The sequence below is a fragment of the Actinoplanes sp. NBRC 101535 genome (assembly GCF_030269225.1).
Lineage (GTDB): Bacteria > Actinomycetota > Actinomycetes > Mycobacteriales > Micromonosporaceae > Actinoplanes > Actinoplanes rectilineatus.
On sequence record NZ_BSSY01000008.1, the window covers coordinates 65,639 to 83,385 of the forward strand.

19 protein-coding genes are annotated in these 17,747 nt (G+C 69.5%); 10 read left to right on the forward strand and 9 right to left on the reverse strand.

The genetic code is table 11. The features are described from left to right. Positions 1 to 1,095: 1,095 nt before the first annotated feature. Together pflA and pflB are read right to left on the reverse strand one after the other, a co-directional pair. Positions 1,096 to 1,830, reverse strand: a complete 735-nt coding sequence (pflA, locus tag QSK32_RS22680) for a pyruvate formate-lyase-activating protein (protein ID WP_045748455.1) — start codon at positions 1,828 to 1,830, stop codon at positions 1,096 to 1,098. A 10-nt stretch (positions 1,831 to 1,840) separates the two neighbouring features. Then, entirely contained in the window at positions 1,841 to 4,060 is a 2,220-nt protein-coding gene (pflB, locus tag QSK32_RS22685) for a formate C-acetyltransferase (RefSeq protein WP_285473079.1), read from the reverse strand. Between the two features lie 157 nt (positions 4,061 to 4,217). Here pflB and QSK32_RS22690 point away from each other — a divergent pair, with 157 nt between their 5' ends. The 3 genes from QSK32_RS22690 (at position 4,218) to QSK32_RS22700 (ending at position 5,727) form a co-directional block, all read left to right on the forward strand. Continuing rightward, a complete protein-coding gene (locus QSK32_RS22690) occupies positions 4,218 to 4,643 on the forward strand; it encodes an ATP-binding protein (protein WP_045748453.1) in 426 nt (141 codons plus the stop codon). Beyond that, complete coding sequence (locus QSK32_RS22695) at positions 4,640 to 4,957, forward strand: STAS domain-containing protein (protein WP_169792579.1); 318 nt, start codon at positions 4,640 to 4,642, stop codon at positions 4,955 to 4,957. The genes QSK32_RS22690 and QSK32_RS22695 overlap by 4 nt, the downstream gene beginning before the upstream one ends. Positions 4,958 to 5,163: 206 nt before the next feature. After that, positions 5,164 to 5,727, forward strand: coding sequence for a GNAT family N-acetyltransferase (locus QSK32_RS22700; RefSeq protein ID WP_045748452.1), 564 nt, complete (start codon positions 5,164 to 5,166; stop codon positions 5,725 to 5,727). Positions 5,728 to 5,737: 10 nt separating this feature from the next. On the opposite strand, the gene QSK32_RS22705 is transcribed toward QSK32_RS22700, so the two are convergent. Further along, on the reverse strand, positions 5,738 to 6,121 hold the full coding sequence (locus tag QSK32_RS22705; RefSeq protein WP_045748451.1) for a RidA family protein: 384 nt from the start codon (positions 6,119 to 6,121) through the stop codon (positions 5,738 to 5,740). A gap of 58 nt (positions 6,122 to 6,179) precedes the next feature. After that, complete coding sequence (locus QSK32_RS22710; protein WP_285473080.1) at positions 6,180 to 6,596, reverse strand: MarR family winged helix-turn-helix transcriptional regulator; 417 nt, start codon at positions 6,594 to 6,596, stop codon at positions 6,180 to 6,182. A gap of 93 nt (positions 6,597 to 6,689) precedes the next feature. Here QSK32_RS22710 and QSK32_RS22715 point away from each other — a divergent pair, with 93 nt between their 5' ends. Beyond that, the gene (locus QSK32_RS22715; protein ID WP_285473081.1) at positions 6,690 to 7,193 is read left to right on the forward strand and encodes a YbhB/YbcL family Raf kinase inhibitor-like protein; all 504 of its coding nucleotides are present in this window, start codon (positions 6,690 to 6,692) and stop codon (positions 7,191 to 7,193) included. Positions 7,194 to 7,219: 26 nt separating this feature from the next. On the opposite strand, the gene QSK32_RS22720 is transcribed toward QSK32_RS22715, so the two are convergent. Next, positions 7,220 to 7,711 carry a hypothetical protein gene (locus QSK32_RS22720; RefSeq protein WP_285473082.1) on the reverse strand — a complete coding sequence of 164 codons (492 nt, stop codon included), beginning with the start codon at positions 7,709 to 7,711 and terminating at the stop codon, positions 7,220 to 7,222. A gap of 161 nt (positions 7,712 to 7,872) precedes the next feature. Here QSK32_RS22720 and QSK32_RS22725 point away from each other — a divergent pair, with 161 nt between their 5' ends. The 4 genes from QSK32_RS22725 to QSK32_RS22740 all read left to right on the forward strand — a co-directional run bounded on the left by QSK32_RS22725 (position 7,873) and on the right by QSK32_RS22740 (position 10,454). Further along, entirely contained in the window at positions 7,873 to 8,202 is a 330-nt protein-coding gene (locus QSK32_RS22725; RefSeq protein WP_285473083.1) for a hypothetical protein, read from the forward strand. A gap of 71 nt (positions 8,203 to 8,273) precedes the next feature. Then, positions 8,274 to 8,513 carry a DUF2283 domain-containing protein gene (locus QSK32_RS22730; RefSeq protein ID WP_285473084.1) on the forward strand — a complete coding sequence of 80 codons (240 nt, stop codon included), beginning with the start codon at positions 8,274 to 8,276 and terminating at the stop codon, positions 8,511 to 8,513. Between the two features lie 561 nt (positions 8,514 to 9,074). Then, the gene (locus tag QSK32_RS22735; RefSeq protein WP_285473085.1) at positions 9,075 to 9,485 is read left to right on the forward strand and encodes a bacteriocin immunity protein; all 411 of its coding nucleotides are present in this window, start codon (positions 9,075 to 9,077) and stop codon (positions 9,483 to 9,485) included. 225 nt (positions 9,486 to 9,710) lie between these two features. Next, positions 9,711 to 10,454 carry a hypothetical protein gene (locus tag QSK32_RS22740; RefSeq protein WP_045748300.1) on the forward strand — a complete coding sequence of 248 codons (744 nt, stop codon included), beginning with the start codon at positions 9,711 to 9,713 and terminating at the stop codon, positions 10,452 to 10,454. A gap of 55 nt (positions 10,455 to 10,509) precedes the next feature. Here the strand turns inward: QSK32_RS22740 and QSK32_RS22745 are convergent, their stop codons facing one another. Next, the gene (locus QSK32_RS22745) at positions 10,510 to 10,854 is read right to left on the reverse strand and encodes an Imm10 family immunity protein (protein WP_285473086.1); all 345 of its coding nucleotides are present in this window, start codon (positions 10,852 to 10,854) and stop codon (positions 10,510 to 10,512) included. A 93-nt stretch (positions 10,855 to 10,947) separates the two neighbouring features. Here QSK32_RS22745 and QSK32_RS22750 point away from each other — a divergent pair, with 93 nt between their 5' ends. After that, positions 10,948 to 11,436, forward strand: a complete 489-nt coding sequence (locus QSK32_RS22750; RefSeq protein ID WP_157411616.1) for an SMI1/KNR4 family protein — start codon at positions 10,948 to 10,950, stop codon at positions 11,434 to 11,436. On the opposite strand, the gene QSK32_RS22755 is transcribed toward QSK32_RS22750, so the two are convergent. From QSK32_RS22755 to QSK32_RS22765, 3 genes are all read right to left on the reverse strand, one after another. Next, positions 11,361 to 13,316, reverse strand: a complete 1,956-nt coding sequence (locus tag QSK32_RS22755) for an endo-beta-N-acetylglucosaminidase (RefSeq protein ID WP_502872547.1) — start codon at positions 13,314 to 13,316, stop codon at positions 11,361 to 11,363. The two genes, QSK32_RS22750 and QSK32_RS22755, sit on opposite strands and share 76 nt — an antisense overlap. Before the next feature lie 63 nt (positions 13,317 to 13,379). Next, positions 13,380 to 14,984 (reverse strand): methyl-accepting chemotaxis protein, encoded by a 1,605-nt coding sequence (locus QSK32_RS22760; protein WP_285473087.1) that lies wholly within the window; start codon positions 14,982 to 14,984, stop codon positions 13,380 to 13,382. Positions 14,985 to 15,072: 88 nt separating this feature from the next. Then, positions 15,073 to 16,257, reverse strand: a complete 1,185-nt coding sequence (locus tag QSK32_RS22765; RefSeq protein ID WP_285473088.1) for a sensor histidine kinase — start codon at positions 16,255 to 16,257, stop codon at positions 15,073 to 15,075. A 142-nt stretch (positions 16,258 to 16,399) separates the two neighbouring features. On the opposite strand from QSK32_RS22765, the gene QSK32_RS22770 reads away from it, so the two are divergent. After that, complete coding sequence (locus QSK32_RS22770; protein WP_245674372.1) at positions 16,400 to 17,623, forward strand: response regulator; 1,224 nt, start codon at positions 16,400 to 16,402, stop codon at positions 17,621 to 17,623. Positions 17,624 to 17,747: the final 124 nt, after the last annotated feature.

A 17,747-nucleotide genomic window follows, 5' to 3' on the forward strand; every position in this document is an offset into this window, starting at 1 on the left:
GCCGTTGTTCATGGTGGTTTGTCGAGCTGTGAAGGGCCGTGGGTGACGGCTCGGTTGTCTCAGCCGTTGTTCATGGTGGTTTGTCGAGCTGTGAAGGGCCGTGGGTGACGGCTCGGTTGTCTCAGCCGTTGTTCATGGTGGTTTGTCGAGCTGTGAAGGGCCGTGGGTGACGGCTCGGTTGTCTCAGCCGTAGTTCATGGTGGTTTGTCGAGCTGCGGAGAGCCGTGGACGACGGCTCGGTCCTCGGGTAGCTCCTCGTGTATTGCTGAGGACCGTGGTTCGCGTGATGTCCAGGGGGGCAGGAGGCGACGGCGGCGAAGCCCGAGGCGGCGTCGCTGCTGCCCGCTTGATGCGACTCGTCGGATCTTGGCGCGTTGGCCACTTTTCGTGTCCAGTGCTTGTGCGGTCCACCTATGCAGCCCGCTTGTGCGGTCCACCTATGCAGCCACCCCGCTTGTGCGGCCCGCCTGTGCAGCCCGCTTGAGTGGCTTAGTGCCGCCAGCCGCCTGCCGGCGCTCGTTTGTGTGAGGGCCGGATCGCCGCCTGCACCGATTGCGGCGATTCGCCCGGCGCATGTGGTGATCGTGGTGCGTCTGCCGCGCCGACCTTGGTGCAGAAGCCACCGTCCTCGGTGGTTAGTGCACCAAGGTCGGCCTTGGCGCGGAGCCGTGCGCGGAGCTGTGCGCGGAGGTGCGCGGGGAGGGTCGGGTGCGGCGAGGGGAGGGGCACGGGCTGGGCGGCCGCGCGGGGTGGGTGCCCGAGGCCGGAGGTGATCAGGTGCCGGGGATGACGTACTCGGCCGGCGGGGCATTCGGTGCCGGGCCGGGCTTCGTGACGGGGAGACGGCGGCTGCCGCGGCGTGGGCGGGGTGGTGGTGATCCGGCGTGGATTGGGCGGTGGTTATCCGGCGTGGGTGGGGTGGTGATGATCCGGCGTGGGCGGGAGGAAGGGCAGCCGTGGCTCACGGTGGGAAGGGGCGGATGGCCGTGAGCCACGGCTGAGTCTGTGGGGACGGGACGTAACGGCGGGACGTAACAGCAGGACGTAAGTGCGTGTCGTAAAGGCGGGACGTAAGGGCGGGACGGAGGTGGCGGGTCAGAAGACGGTCAGGCCGTGGGCGCGGAACTGGGCCCGCACCCGCTCCAGCAACTCCGGGGTGGGGGCGGGCGTCTCGGCCAGGGGGAACGGCTCGTTGAGGGCCTGGTACTTGGCGGCGCCCAGGCGGTGGAAGGGGAGGACCTCCACCCGTTCGACGGTGGGGATGGACGCGGCGTGTTCGGCTACCAGCTCGACGTTCTTCACGGAGTCGGTCAGGCCGGGGACCAGGACGAAGCGGATCCAGATCTTCGTGCCGCGGGCGGCCAGCCGGTCGGCGAAGCGGAGCGTGGGTTCGAGGCGGCCGGTGCGGGTCACCCGGGCGTACGTGTCCTCGTCGCCGGCCTTGATGTCCAGGAGCACCAGGTCGGTCACGTCGAGCAGGGCGTCGTCGGCCTTGTCGCCGAGGAAGCCGCTCGTGTCGAGGGCGGTGTGGATGCCTTTTTCGCGGCAACGGGTGAAGATCTCGCGTACGAAATCCGGTTGTTGAAGGGCTTCACCGCCGCTGAGGGTGACACCGCCGTGCGCGACCTTGAGGAATCGTTCGTAGTGACCGATCTCGGTCATGAGTTCGTCGTCCGTCATCGGCCGTCCGCTGCGCCGGAACCAGGTGTCCGGGGAGTGGCAGTACTGGCAGCGCAGCGGGCACCCGGCCAGGAAGGCGACGAAGCGCGTTCCCGGGCCGTCGACGCCGGTCGAGACGTCGAACGAGTGCACACGGCCGATGACTGTCATGATCAGATTCCTACAGAGACCCGTGGAAGGTACGGGAGATGACGTCGCGCTGCTGTTCGCGGGTGAGCCGGACGAAGTTGACGGCGTAACCGGAGACCCGGATGGTCAACTGCGGGTAGTTCTCCGGGTGTTCCATCGCGTCCTCGAGGGTGGCCCGGTCGAGCACGTTGACGTTCATGTGGAAGCCGCCGCCCTCGGTGTAGCCGTCGAGGACACCGGACAGGTTCGCCGCCCGCTCCTCGGGCCGGCCGAGGCCGTCCGGGGTGGTGGTGATCGTCAGCGAGATGCCGTCGCGGGCGCTGCGGTAGGGCAGCTTGGCGACCGACAGTGCGGCGGCGACCATGCCGTGCTTGTCGCGGCCGTTCATCGGGTTGGCGCCCGGCGCGAACGGCTCGCCGGCGCGGCGGCCGTCGGGCGTGTTGCCGGTGTGCTTGCCGTAGACGACGTTCGACGTGATCGTCAGGACGGACAGGCTGGGTTCGGCACCCCGGTACATCGGCTGCCGGCGGATCTTCTCCATGAACCGGCTGACCAGGTCCACGGCGATGGCGTCCACCCGGTCGTCGTTGTTGCCGAAGGTGGGGAACTCGCCGTCCACCTCGTAGTCGACGGCCAGCCCCCGGTCGTCGCGGACCACCTTGACCTGGGCGTGCTTGATGGCCGACAGGCTGTCCACCGCGACCGAGAGGCCGGCGATACCGGTGGCCATGAACCGGTGCACCGGGAAGTCGTGCAGGGCCATCTCGACACGTTCGTATGCATACTTGTCGTGCATGTAGTGGATGACGTTGAGTGCATCAACATATGTCTCGGCGAGCCAGTCGAGTGTCCTGTCGTACGCCGCGAACACCTCGTCGTAGTCGAGGACGTCGGGCAGGGACGACGACGCCGGAGCCACCTGGGCACCGCTGATCTCGTCACGGCCGCCGTTGATCGCGTACAGCAGAGCCTTGGCGACGTTGGCGCGCGCACCGAAGAACTGCATGTCCTTGCCGACGCGCATCCCGGACACGCAGCAGGCGATGGCCGCGTCGTCGCTGAGGTACGGCCGGAGCAGGTCGTCGCTCTCGTACTGGATGCTGCTGGTGTCGATGGACACCTGGGCGCAGAACTCCTTGAATCCCTCGGGCAGCTTCGCCGACCACAGCACGGTCAGGTTCGGTTCCGGCGCGGGCCCCAGGTTGTACAGGGTCTGCAGGTAACGGAAGCTGGTCCGCGTCACCAGGGGACGCCCGTCCGCGCCGACCCCACCGATCGACTCGGTCACCCAGGTCGGGTCCCCGGAGAACAATTCATCATATTCCGGGGTACGCAGGAAGCGGATGATCCGGAGCTTGATGACGAAGTCGTCGATCAGCTCCTGGGCCTCCGCCTCGGAGAGCAGGCCGTTCGTGATGTCCCGCTCGAGGTAGACGTCGACGAACGTGGAGGTGCGTCCCAGCGACATCGCCGCGCCGTTCTGCTCCTTGGTCGCGGCCAGGTACGCGAAGTACAGCCACTGGATGGCCTCCTGCGCGGTGGTCGCCGGGCCGGAGACGTCGAACCCGTAGGAGGCGGCCATCGTCTTGAGCTCGCCGAGCGCCCGGATCTGCTCGCCCAGCTCCTCGCGGTCGCGGATCACGTCGGCGGCGGAGAGGCGGGCGTCCAGCGACGTCTTGATCTGGCGGCGTTCCTCGATCAGACGGTCCACACCGTAGAGCGCGACCCGCCGGTAGTCGCCGATGATCCGGCCCCGGCCGTACGCGTCCGGCAGCCCGGTGATGATGTGCGAGCGGCGGGCGGCCAGCACGTCGGCCGGGTACGCGTCGAACACCCCTTCGTTGTGCGTCTTCCGGTAGGTCGAGAAGATCTTCTTGACGGTCGGGTCGATCTCCCGCCCGTACGCCTTCAGACCGTTCTCGACCATCCGCAGACCGCCGGCCGGCATGATCGCCCGGCGCAGCGGCGCGTCGGTCTGCAGGCCGACGATCACCTCGGCGTCCCTGTCGATGTACCCGGGGGCGTGCGCCGTGATCGTCGAGGGGGTGGCGGCGTCCACGTCGTAGATGCCGTTCTCGCGCTCCGCCGGGAACATCGCGGTCAGCTGTCCCCAGACGCGGCTCGTGCGCTCGGTCGGCCCCGCCAGGAACGTGGCGTCACCGTCGTACGGCCGCACGTTGTCCCGGATGAACCCGGCCACGTCGATCCCGGTGCGCCACGTCGTGCCGGTGAACCCGCGCCACGCATCCATTAGCTTGCCTCCCTGTTCGGTGCTTACCTCTACCTTGATCTGCCCGCGCGTGACCGGTCAGGGCCGGAAGTCCCGTGGCGGCGGGACCCCGCCGGGTTTGAAGATCACCCGGCCGGGGCATGATGGCGCCGCACATCCACGAATCCCCGGGGTTTGTATGAGCACATTGACCGCACATCTGGACGTCCCTCTGGACCGTGGCGCACCCGCCGCGGCTCGCAGGGCTGTCTCCGCAGTGCTGGCCGGGTGGGGTTTTCAGGACCCGGACTGGCTGGACTCCGCCGCCGTGGTGGTCAGCGAGCTGGTCACCAACGCGGTCCTGCACGGCGGCGGTTGTGTGGCGCTGAACGTCGAGTCGCACGACGGTGTGGTGGTGGTCTCGGTCGCCGACGGTTCGTCGGTCGTGCCGCGCCGCCGCGACCCGGACGGGCTCGGCGGGCGGGGGATCGCGCTCATCGAGGCGATGAGCGCCGGGTGGTCGGTGCACAACCATCAAGGCGGCAAGAAGGTACGCGTGGAGCTCCTCCCGTGTCCCGGCGCGACGGTCCGGGACGCGGCGAGCGCCCGTGGAGGTGCGTGGTGAAGATCGTGCGTCTCGACGACGGCCCGGCGGTGCGGCTGGCGCTGCGTGGCGAGCTGGACCTGGCGACCACCGACCTGGTGACGGAGGCGGCCGGCGAGGTGCTGTCCGCGGACCCGTCGCCGCAGAAACTGCTGATCGACCTGGACGCCCTGACGTTCTGCGACTCGAGCGGCATCGACGTGCTGCTGACGGTGCAGGAGGAGGCGGAGGCGCGGGGGGTGGCCTTCCGGGTGGTCCGGGTGCGCGGCATCGTGCGCCGCTCGTTCTCGGTCACCGGCGTCCTGAACCTGCTGACCGGCCGCCAGACCGTTTAGACACCTAATCGCAGTCAGGGTCTGTCTCCGTGGTGATTTCGGGCGCTCAACACGCCCGAATTCACCACACCCACAACAGCGTGGTGACTTCGGGCGTCCAGCGCGCCTGAAGTCACCACGCGGATGGGCTTCGCACCCTGACCACGAAACGTGTCCGGGCGTGATAAGCGTTGGTCATTTCGGCCGGGGTCGGTCAGGATGCGCCCGTGAACGCCTACCTTGAGACCGATCGCCTGACGCTGCGCCACTTCACCGCCGACGACGCGGACCTGCTGACCGAGCTGGACAGTGATCCGGCGGTCATGCGCTACCTGACCGGGGGTGAGCCGACGCCGCCGGACCACTACCGGGAGCGCGGCCTGCGGAACATCCTCGCCTGCTACGAGAAGTGGAACGGCGACTTCGGGCTGTTCGCGGCGTACGAGAAAGGGCAGGGGGCCTTCATCGGCTGGTTCCACCTGCGCCCCGACTGGGACGGGCCGCTGGACGAGGTCGAGCTCGGGTACCGGCTGCGGCAGGCGGCGTGGGGCAACGGGTACGCGACCGAGGGCTCGCGGGCCCTGCTGGCCAAGGGGTTCACCGAGCTCGGCGTGCGCCTGGCCTGGGGCGAGACGATGTGTTCGAACGTGACCTCGCAGAAGGTGCTGGAGAAGGCCGGGATGACGGTGGCGTGCGCCCTGGAGACCCCACCCGACATGCTGATGGTCGAGGGCGCCGAGCAGGGCGGTCTGCGGTACGAGATCAGCAGGGAACAGTGGGGACAGCGCTGATCTGATCCGGTCAGTCGTCGACGACGGCGACCATCGCGACGGACACCAGGATTCCCGGGCGGTCGACGCCGAGCCGGCTGACACAGCGGGGCGGCCGGACGTCCGGGAAGAACTCGTCGAACACCTCGACCACGCCGTCGGCGTCCTCGGAGCGCAGCAGCAGGGTGTGGACCATGGTGATGTCGTCGAGGGTGGCGCCGCCCGCGCGGAGGATCGCCGCGCAGTTGTGCAGCGCCTGCCGGGTCTGGTCGTGGATGCCCGGCCCGGCGAGCTGCCCGGTGCGGACGTCGACGCCGACGGTCCCGGCGACGTAGACCGTGTTGCCGGCGCGGGTGCCCTGGCTGTAGCTGGGGAACTCCGGCGCGTCCGGAGTGGAGATGATACGTCGTGGCATGGCGCCAGCCTCACCCCGGCAGCGGGTGCGGTCTATGCCGAAGGCGACACCCGGCGGGTCAGTTCGCCGTCAGGGCCCTGAGGATCGCGGGGATGCGGGCGGCGGTCGTGCGGTCGTCCGGGCCGAGGGTCTCCATCGCGGTCGCGATCCAGGCGGCGCGGGCCTGCCGCTGCTCGTGCAGGCGGGCCAGGCCGCTGTCGGTGATGGTGACGACGACGCGGCGGCGGTCGTCCTCGGCGGCGCCGAGGGTGATCAGATGCTGGTCGGCGAGCAGTCCGACGGTGCGGGTCATGGACTGGTGCCGGACGTCCTCGAGGCGGGCCAGGTCGGCGATGGCGAGGGGGCCGCGGCGATCCAGGTGCCCCAGGACGGCGGCCTGACCGGCGGGCATGGTGCTGAGGTCGCGGACGCGGCGCACGAATTCGCCGACCGCCGCCCGTAGTTCCTCCGCCAGATCGTCGTCGTTCGTCGCCATGCTCGTCCCTCCGGTCGGCCTCTTGACAGAAAAGTACAGCATGCCTGTACGTTTGGAATGTACAGCAAGACTGCATATCCTCGAGGAGTGATCGTGTCCTACGACCCCTACGCCTTGGCGTTCCCGGCACCGGCGTTCACCCTGAGCAGCCGCGAATTCGCCGCGGGCGGGGCGCTGCCGCTCACCGCGTACGCCGGCGACGACGGCCCTGGGGAATCGCCGGAGCTGACCTGGAGCGCGCTGCCGCAAGGGACGCGCAGCGTGGTCGTGACCGCTTTTGACGCTGACGCGCCGATCCCGGGCGGGCTGTGGCACTGGGTGGCCGTCGACATCCCGGCCGGTCGCGGCGGTCTCGAACACGGTGCCGGGGCCGTGCTGCCCGCCCTGCCGAACTCGCTCGGCGTCGCCGCGTGGTCGGGCGTGAAACCGCCACCCGGAACCGGCGTCCACCGGCTGTTCGTGTGCGCGACCGCGCTGAGCGTGGAACACCTCGACCTGCCGCCGGGCGCCTCCCCGGCGATGCTGCAGATCGTGATGATTCCGCACACGCTGGGCCGCGCGATCCTGGTCGGGACGAGCACCGCCCCGCCCGCGTGACACCTGCGCAGGCCTTCTCGCTGAGTTCAGGACAGGCGGGCCCGCAGACGATGGACGGCGCGCAGTAGGTCACCGCGGTGCTTGGCCGCTTTCATCCAGGCGGGAAGCTGTTCGAGCAGGCTCATGTCGCAGCACGAGAAGGCCGAACCGCGCTCGCGAAGATCAGCGGTCAGGTACTGCTCCAGCAGGGTGAGATGGTCGGCGTTGTAGGCCCAGAAGACGTGCCCGCGGAAGTCGGTGCGCAGCCAGAGGGGAAGCCCGAAGTAGGGGTCTTCAGGTCCGGACAGGTGCGGTAGTGAACGGCCGTTACCGTGCTGCGGCGCGCTCCAGTGGGCGACGTGCCCGCAGCCGGAACAGGTGAGCCTGCGATGCAGCCCGGCCGCGCGGGGATTATCGGCGGAGGGGGCGGGCCGGATCGATGCGCGGCCGGAACAGGCCGGGCAGCGGACGAGGATGTCGCCTCCGAAACGCCGCAGCCGCACCATGGGGTCACGGAATCGGGTGCTGACTGTGCTCATGGCCGCCGAGCGTACCGCCGCCCGAGGCACCCGCCGGAAGTCGCCGACCCCGGGTAGTGGTCACTCTCATCGGCGGTCCCGCAACCTTTGCACAACCGGCCGGAGCTCATCACCTGCAAGGCCGGTCCGCTTCGGCCGCGCCGGCCACTAGGTTCGCCAGCGTGATCATCGACATCTTGGCGCTGGCGCTCGCCGCGTACGTCATCGGGGGCGGGGTGCTGGCGTTACTCACCGGCGCGCCCGTCGTCCTGAAGGGCACCCCCGCGGCTTGGCCGTCCCGGCGTTCGGCGATCTCGTTCTGCTTCACCTTCGGCGGCGCCATTCTGTCCGGGGCGCTCGTGGACATGGCGCGCGAGGTGGGCTGGATCGACCCCATCGTCGCGCTGTGGCTTCTCAGCTTGCCGGTGACGCTGCTCCTCGTCGCGGGGATCGCGTTCCGCCCACGCCGCCAATCCACGACGGCCGAGCCGGCCCTCCGGAACGGCGGCTGACCGGACCGCCCACAGCGAACGCACTCGCGGTCGGCACCGGCAGGACTGGCACGCTGTGCACCATGGAGCCGTTGAAGGTCACGTACGACGAGGTCGCCGATGCGGCCTACATCTACCTCCAGGCGCCCGGCACTCGGGTGGCGAGGATGTATCCGTGCGATCCCGTCGACGTGGACGGCATGATCAACCTGGACTTCGATGCCGATGGCCGCCTGGTCGGTCTTGAGGTGCTGGACGCACGGGCGAAACTCGCGCTGGAGATCCTGACGCAGGCCGAGAACATCACGCGGCGAACCACGGGCGGACGGTAACGGCACCACCCCGGTTCGCTACTGAAAGAGGGCACACCCGTAGAGAACCACCGATATGCGACATGTGAGTGCGCGGGAACCCTGCCGGCGCCACTATCCTGGCCTGGTGCGTCCGGCATCCGAGGGATCCAGCTCCGTAAAGCAGCTGCCTCCCCGGCCTGTTTGGGGGTGGATTCCGGTCAGGAGCGGGACCCTAACCGACGACCGGGCTTCGCCGAGGGCTGAGAGCGCCCCTGCTAGCGCCGGGCGCACCCGATCAAGGGACTTCATACTCATACGCGTTGCTGGTGGCCGCACATCGATCACCCGCTCGGCGGCAGCCGAGTACGCACCTCAATGCGACACGGCGGTTCGGGGCATAGGTATGACGACGCTGTCCACACCCATGGTGGATGTGAAGCCCATTTCGGAACAGCTCCCGAACCGAGCGAACGTCACCGACGCTCTCACGCCGGCACGACGCGACGCCGCGCCGCAGCCGCCCGCTGGATCGGCCGCGGCCACGCCAGGCCAGAGCGCGGACAGCGGCAGTTGAGTTCGTTTGCCATGGCCCGGTGGTGGATGGCCTCGACCCCGCCCGAAACGGGTCCGCTACCCGCAACTGTCCGGCCAAGCCGCATCAGCCCAGATGCCACCGCCGCTCTCGAGACGTTCAACAAGACCACCGGCCACAGCTTCGCGGTCGAAGATTTCTCTTACCGCTGCGGAGCGCCGGGCCGTGCAGAGTTGATCGAGTGGGCGTGCACACCGCCTCCGGTCCGAGTGCCCGACATCACCCGTGACGAGCTGGTCGAGATCGTGCGCCGCATCCTCGCCGACCCGACCGACGCCTGGTACATCGCAGCATTCGATCGCAATACCGTGATGCCGGGTGCGAGCGGCCTGATCTTCCACCCGCCATCCGAACTGGCGAACGCAACGGCGGAGGAAATCGTCGATGCAGTGCTCGCCTATCGTCCGATCGCCCTCTGACCTCCACCCGGCTCCACGACAGAGCAGCCCGCTGAGTCGTCGACGGCGACTGCAGCGCGTGCTGCCTACCCGCCGGGGCACGGGAGGGACCGGGCCGGGCGCACCTTCTGAGCGGCGGAAGAAGGCGTGTCTCCTTTGAGCAGCTTCAGACGACCTGAGGGCGGGCACCCTACGTCTAGACTGACGGGCCCGGCACGTCGCAGACAATGGACGGAGAACGCGCACGTGGCTCTGGCCCAATGGGTAAAGCGGGTCCTGCCGCACGATCAAGACGCGGATGACCTGGAAAACTTCGGTATGCCCCCGCTCACGTCCCGGATTCTGGCCCGAACGGTACGCCGGGACGTCACGGACACCGTCTGCTTGCTCCTGCCCGGAGTGGAGCGGACCACCGGAGCCATCTGGCTGTTCGCATTCGAGAACCTTCTGGCGGCGCATGTCAAGGAGATGGTCCGGGAGATGGAACCCGGGATCCCGGAACCACAGCTGAATTCAGCGCCCTTCGCCATCGGGTTGATGTTTCCGATCAGCCAGGAGCTGCGTCGCCGCCATGACGCCGCACTGCCGGAGACACCGTTGTTGTCCTGCCCCCCGACGAGAAGCCTCCCGGACGTGCCGAAGCGACTGCGCAGGGGCCGGGAGATCCATGCCGAGAGGGCGGAGGAGATCCTTTCCGGGTACGGGACCTCGGCCTCGCGCATGCTGCAGAGGCAATCCCGCGTCGATGCCGTCACCGAGCTGGTGAAAAACAGGGAGGATCTCCCCTGGGGATCCTGGACGACCTTCACCGCGGTGGCCGCGATGCAGTATCACGGCGACATCCTTCCGGTCCCCGGGCGCACGGCGTCCGAGAAGAAAGGCGCCGAACGTGCCAAGGCCGAAGCAGCCGGCCAGGCCTTCACGCTCGCCCGGGCGATCGCCCTCGACACCGCCATCGGCCTGATAGCCCGAGCCGGCGTCGAGTACTGAGCCGATCCTCCTGGCGCACCGAAGTCGTCGTTCCGGGCGCGCTCACATCGGTGGATCAGTCGAAGCCGGTCAGTGCGGGGACGAGGTCGGGGGCGCCGAAGGACAGGACCGGTTCGAGGCCGGTCGTCGCCGTGGCGGACTGCTCCTCGGTCAGGCGCAACTGGAGGATGAGCTCGGTGCCGGGGAGGTTCAAGGCGGCCGCAGCCTGCTCGGTGAAGAGCATCGTGCATCGTGATGCCTGCCAGGTGACCGCGAGGATCCCGCCGTAGTGGACGTCGTGGTCACCGGTCACGACGCAGTAGACCGGGGGCTGCCAGGCGGCCGGGTCGTCGTGGTCGCGGAGGTCGCGCTGGAACTCGAAGCCGCGTGGGCCGTCCGGGCCCGGGTCGTACAGCGCCACCGATCTTCGGCGCTGTCCATGGGCTCGGATTACCCTGGAGGCCGGTGTTGCCATGCCTAGCAGCAAGAGATGGGGCTGTACCAGAATGGCGGCGTGAACGATGAGGAGGCCGAGTTCCGCGGACCGGTCGGCGACGACGAGTTCGACGAGGCCGCTGACGCCCTGGGCCGGCCGCTCCCGCAGGCGTGGCGTGACTATCTGCAAAGCCCGGCCTGGTTCCGGCAGGGGCAGCTGGCGAGCGGCGCCTACCTCATCCTGCTCACTCCCCGCGAGATGCTCGAGCTGCATGAGGCGTGGGACGCCGGCACCGGCGCGCACCCCGGTATCGCCGTCATCGGTCACAGCGGCGGCCGCGAGCAGCTCGCCCTCGACCTGCGGCGGGATCCCTCGCCGGTGCTGATGGTCGACATCACCAGCGAGGGGTGGGTGAGCGGCATCCACCAGGCCGACGACGTCGAAGTACTCATCGGCCGTGTCGAGAGTGGCACCTTCGACTACGCGTGGGATCAGGGCCAGGCGACCTCGGCCACCACTGCGGAGGAACGGCCGCCCTCGACACCGACCGCCTCCACCTCGACCTGAGTCGCCGGGCTGTCGAAGCGGGGCACGAAGTACGCGTCGCCGGTCGTGCCGCCCAGGTGGACCCGGGTGCCGGAACCGTCGAGCGCGAACACGTCGTAGTGGTGGACCGGGCCGGGCGCCGCCGTCCAGGACAGCCGCAGCGACTGGCGGGTCGCCGACACGCTCGACGCGCCGAGGACCGTCAGCTCCGAGGGCGGCGGGACCGCGTCCACCTCCCCGTCGTACACGGCGAGCCGGCCCACATTGACCGAGTACGCGTCCGCGGCCCCGGAGACGTGCAGGCCCAGTTGGGCGATCGTGCGTCCCGCGTACTCGGAGAGGTCGATGGTCTTGATCTGCCAGTCGGTGCTGTCGGTGTCGCCCAGGGGCAGCGTCACGAACGTCGCCGGGTCGTCGGTGAAGGACACCGCGGCGGACAGGTGGGTCGGCCCGGCCGCCGGGGTCCGCACCGCGACGGACAGCCGGGTGTCGGCGGCCACCGGGAGCCGGGTCTGGTAGAGCCGGACCGTGTTCGCCGCGTCGAGCCTGCCGGACAGTTTCAGGGAGCTGCCGCCCTCGTACGCGTCGGTGAAGTCGATGCTCGGCGCCAGTTTCGTGCCGGCCGACTGGACCACCCAGCGGTAGGTCGGTGGCACGTCCTGCAGGGACAGGTTGTTCCAGCCGGTGGCGCCCGCCCGCTGCCCGCCGACCGCGTAGAAGTCGCCCTGCCCGGTGTTGAAGCTGGTCACGAACGGTTTCGCGGTGATCGCGGTGGATTCGGCGACGTAGGCCGCCAGGCCTTTCCACGACGACGTGGTGCCGGTGTTCGACGGGTCGCCGTTCGCGCCGACCCAGTACCGCGCGTCCCGGGCGTGGAAGTCGGCGCGGGAGCTGCTGGACTTCCACGTCCATTCGGGGCGGTACAGGCCCAGTCCGGTCACGTGCGGCTGCCCGTCGGGGAACACCGAACTCCAGGTGACGCCGGTGTTGTAGCCGTTGGATTCGGTGTCGATGCCCGCGTACAGGTCGTATTCGCTGCGGCCCAGGGCGCGGGCGTTGGTCCGCGAGGTGGTCTGTTTGGTGGCGCTCCAGCCGAAGTCGAGGAACATCGTGTCGCTGACCCGGGCGTCACCGTCCTGGAGGAACGCGTCGTTGGACGCGTTCAGGCCGTCCTGCCAGGAGACGCTGCCACTTTCGGTCATCGCGTCGTACCACATGAATTCGACCGGGCCGCGGGAGCGCGCGTACCGCAGGGTGTTGCGCACCTCGGTGGCCAGGTCCGCGGTGCCGCCGCCGGTCTCCTGGTTGATGAACCAGCCGTCGAAGCCGTAGTGCTCGGCGACCTGCACGAGTTTGTCGGCCACCGGGTACGCGCTGCCGGACTTCTGCACGAAGTCGCGGACCCACTGGATCTGGCCGCCGTACGCCGCGGGCGGGAAGAAGACGGTGCCGTACACCTTCACGCCGTTGCGGTGTGCGGCGTCGATGACGGTGGCGTTCGGGGCCAGGATCAGTCCTTCGCTCGCCGAACCGCCCCAGAAGACCAGGGTGTCGATGTACTGCCAGTAGCCGAACGCGTAGTAGTTCGGGTCGGGCGCGCCCTGCGACGGGTTGTTCGAGGTCGGCGCGAACGACACCAGCGAGGCGATCCGGCCCTCACCGGCGTGGGCGTTCGGGTTCGCCCGCAGGGCCGGGTCCGACGCGCGCGCGGCGAGCGGCACCCGGGACCGGTTGAACCGGGCGTCCGGGTCGGTGGCCGGATCCCAGTTCAGGATGCTGTTCGGATGCCAGTAGGAGGCATAGGGCTGGGTGCCGTCGGCGGCCGCCGCGCGGGCCGGAACGGGTCCGGCGAGCAGCAGCAGGGCGACGAGTCCGGATGACAGCAGGCGGGAAGTCTTCAACGCGGTCCCCTCGCTCCGACAACGTGAGTCAGACGATAAGGATCTCAACGATGATGGTCAATATCAGACAGAGAAGCGGCCGACGGTGACCCGCAGATCGTCCGCGAGGGTCTGGACCTCTTCGGCGGTACGCGCGGCCAGGCTCACGGCCTCGCGGCTGGAGGCGGTGCTGCTCGCTACCCCGGCGATGTTCGCGGCGATGTCGTTGACGCCGGCCGCGGCCTCGCTCACGCCCCGGTTCATCTCGCCGGTGGTGGCGCTCTGCTCCTCCACCGCCGACGCGATCGTGGTCTGGTAGTCGCTGATCTGCTCGATGATCCGGCTGATCTCGTCGATCGCGGTGACGGCCTGGCCGGTGTCGCTCTGGATCGCCGCGACCTGCTGGGAGATCTTCTCGGTGGCCTGGGCGGTCTCCTGGGCCAGGTCCTTGACCTCGCTGGCCACCACGGCGAAGCCCTTGCCCGCCTCGCCGGCCCGGGCCGCCTCGATCGTGGCGTTCAGGGCGAGCAGGTTGGTCTGCGCCGCGATCGCGCTGATCACGTTGATCACGTCGCCGATCTGCGCGGACGAGTCGCCGAGCCGGTTGACGGTGTCGCTGGTGGCCCGGGCCGCGCCGACGGCGTCCGAGGCGACCTGGGCGGCGTCGGCGGCGTTGCGGGAGATCTCGCCGATCGCCGCGCCCATCTGTTCGGAGCCGGCGGCCACCGTGTGCACGTTGCCGGAGACGCCGTGGGCGCTGTCCGAGGCGAGGGCTGCCTGCTGGTCGGCGTCCGCCACGGCGGCGTCGATCTGCCTGCTGACCTGCCGCATCGTCTCGGAGGCCACGGTGAGCCGGCCGCCGTTGTCGACGATCTCCAGCACCGTGGCGCGGACTCCGGCGACGGCCTCGTCCACCGCGCGGCCCATCACGGCCATCTCGTCGGTGCCGGAGGTGTCCGGGCGTACCCGGAGATCGCCCTGGGCCATCGCCTGCAGCGCCTGGACCAGACCGGCGACCGGGCGGGTGAGGCTGCGGGTGACCAGGATGGTGAGGGCCACCGCGGCGGCGACGGCAAGGACGAAGACAACGATCATGATGGTACGCGCGGAGGCCGCGTCCGCCTGCGCGTCGGTGCTGGCCTGGTCGGCCCGCGCGGTCACCGACGCGACCAGCTGATCCGTACCCTCGACGATCTTGAAGAAGATGTCGTAGCCGTCCCCGAGCACCATCGCGTCGCCGGCGGCGATCCTGTTGGCGGCGTACAAGGCGACGATCTTGTCATCGGTGGTGAAATAGTCGGTCCACAGCGTGGTCAGGTTGCTGAACACGATGCGTTCGGCGTCCGTCATCGCGACGGTGTCGGTCTCGGCGAGCAGCGTCTTGAGCTTCTCCGCGTCGGCGAGGAACCCGGCCCGGTTGTCACTGGTCGCCGCCAGCGCCTTGGCCGGGCCCAGCCGGTAGACGTCCCACACGTAGGCGACCTGCCAGCCGGAGATGTCCCCGTCGTAGTACTTCTGCTCGTCGACCTGGTGCATCAGCGTCTGCAGGGTCCGCATCCGGGCGGCCGCGCCGGCCTGCGCGTTCAAGGCCACGACACCGATGCCGACCGCGACACCGAGCAGCACCAGAACGACGGCGAACGCCGCACCGAGCCGCCCGGCCAGCCGCAGACGACGCAGGACCGCCATGGTTGTCTCCTCGATCGCACCGGTACGTCGCCTGAAGAATCGGCAACGCACGGATCGGTCTGAGCGGGACGCAACCGGCAGGAACGGGTCAGACCGGCATGGTGATCCGCGCGGTCGTGCCCTGGTCGGCGCCCGCCGAGGTGACACTCATCGTGCCGTTGTGCGCCCGCATGATCCGGTCGGCGATGCTCAGACCCAGACCCACACCGGGTACGGCCTGCTCACGGGCGTGCCGGCCCCGGAAGAACCGTTCGGCCACGTGCGGCAGCTCGTCGGGCGGGATGCCGGCGCCCTCGTCGGTCACCTCGATCGCGCCGGGCAGCACCCGGACGGTGACCCGGGCGCCGGTCGGGCTGAACAGCACCGCGTTGCGCACCAGATGCTCGGCGGCCTGACTGAGCCGGGTGAAGTCACCCGGCACCTTGAGCGTGCCCTCGGTCGGTTCGACCTCGATCCGCACGTCCCGCTGGTCGGCCGTCACCCGGACCGCGGCCACCCCCGCCTCGGCCACCGCCACCAGGTCGGTGTGCGCCCGCAGCAGCGGCAGCGGCGCGGCGGCCGGGCGGGTACCGGCCAGCAGGTGATCCACCATCCGGACCAGGCGCTCGCCGTTGCGCTGGATCGGGTCGATCAGCCGCTGGTACGGCGCCAGCTCGTCGTTGTCGACCAGCAGCTCCAGGTATCCCTGGATGGTGGTCACCGGGGTGCGCAGCTCGTGCGAGACGGCCGCGACGAAATCCTCCTCACGGCTGATCGCCCGGGACAGCTCGTCACCGACCGCGGCCAGCAGCCGCCGGTTGCGGATCGCGGACAGATGCCCGGCGGCCTGCCGCGCCATCGTGGCCAGCATGTCCATCTGCCGGTCGCCGACCTCGCCGGGCCGGTCGTCCATCACCGCCATCGCCCCCAGGACGTGCCCGTCCTCGTCGACCAGCGGCACCCCGGCGTAGAACCGGATGTGCGGGGCGCCCACCACGTTCGGCCAGTCCCGGTGCTCCGGATCCCCGAGCGCGTCCGGCACCACCAGCGACACCCGGCGGTCCATCACCATCCGGCAGAACGAGGAGTTCAGGTCGCCGCCGTCGCAGGGCATGCCCGTGTTGCCGGCGAACCACTGGCGTTCCCGGCCGACGAGCGTCACCGTGGAGATCGACGTCTCGAAGACCGCACTGGCCAGCCGGGTCAGCTCGTCGAGCACGACCGGCCGTGGCGCCCCCAGCAGGTGATAGCTGTGCACCGCCGCGAGGCGGGCGTCTTCCCCTACTGCGCTCATCTGCATGCGTTCTCCGGTGAGTCGGGCGGGGGATCCGCGGTCGGCCTGTTCCGAAATTCGGCGTCCAGCGAAGCGGACTGAGGACTTCGGCCGGGTGGGATCGCGGTGACACATCACTCAGGCCGTGCCCGGATCCGGCGATATGGCTCGTATGAAAACCGACCTGTTCCAGGACAACGACCTGTACCGGGCACCCACCTCCGACAAGGGCAAACCGACGGTACTGCTCGTCGACACCGACGAGGGCGTCCTGCGGGAGCTGGTGTCCCAGTTGGGCCGCTCGTTGCGGCTGGTGACCGCCACCAGCGGCGAACAGGCACTCCAGGTCCTGGCCGAGAGCGGGCCGGTCGCCGCGGTAGTCTGCGATCTGCGCCTGCCCGGCATGGACGGCATCGAACTGCTCTGGCACCTGCAGATCGACCACCCGGACACCACCCGGGTGCTGCACACCAGCGCCGGTGACATCGACACCGCGATGGCCGCGATCAACTCCGGGGGCGTCTACCGCTACCTGCTCAAACCGGCGAGCACCGGCGAGCTGCGCGGCGCGGTGCACGACGCGGTCGCCCAGAACGGTCAGGCGGTCGGCGAGCGGCAACTACTCGACCAGACCCTACGGGCCAGCATCCAGGCCCTGTTCGGCGTCCTCGAACTGGCCAGCCCGGTGGTGTTCGCCCGCGCCGGCCGGATCCGCACCCTGGTCGCCGAACTGTGCGGGGCACTGCAACTCGACGCCCACTGGGAGATCGAGGTGGCGGCGATGGCCGCGCAACTCGGCGCGGTCACCGTGCCGCCCGCGGTCCTGCAGAAACGCGAACGCGGCCTCCCCCTGAACACCGACGAACAGGCCATGATCGACGCGATGCCGCGGGTCGCCGCCCGCCTGCTGCACGACATCCCGAACATGCAGGACGTGGTCGCGATGATCCTCGGCCTGGCCGGTGAACCGGCCCCGGACGGCGGCCGCTCCCCACTGGTCGAATCGGGCATCGGCGTGATGCGCACCGCGATCGACTTCGAATCCCTGGAGAGCCGGGGCATCACCGACGCCAACGCGATCAGCGCCCTCGACGAGAAGGGCATCTGCCCGCAGCACGTGCTCACCGCCCTGCGCAAGGTCAAGGGCGTGCAGGCGGCCAAGGACGTCACCAAGACGGTGAACACCAAGGAACTCGAAGTCGGCATGCGCCTCGCCGAGGACCTGGTGGCCACCAACGGCCTGGTGCTGATCGGCCGCGGCACGGTCGCCACCGAGGTGATGCTGGACCGCCTGACGAACTTCGCCCGCGTGGTCGAACTGGTCGAGACGGTCCTGGTAGCCGTCCCCGACTACCAGAAGTACATCGTCCGCCGCGGCAGCCGTTAACGCTGGTCGCGGCTCAGATAGCGAACCGGTTTGCCGGAACTCCAGGTCGATGTCCAGCGCCGAGATCAGGTCGAGGGCCGAACCGTGCGCGTTACGGAGGCGTTCGTTGGGGACCCGTTCGCCC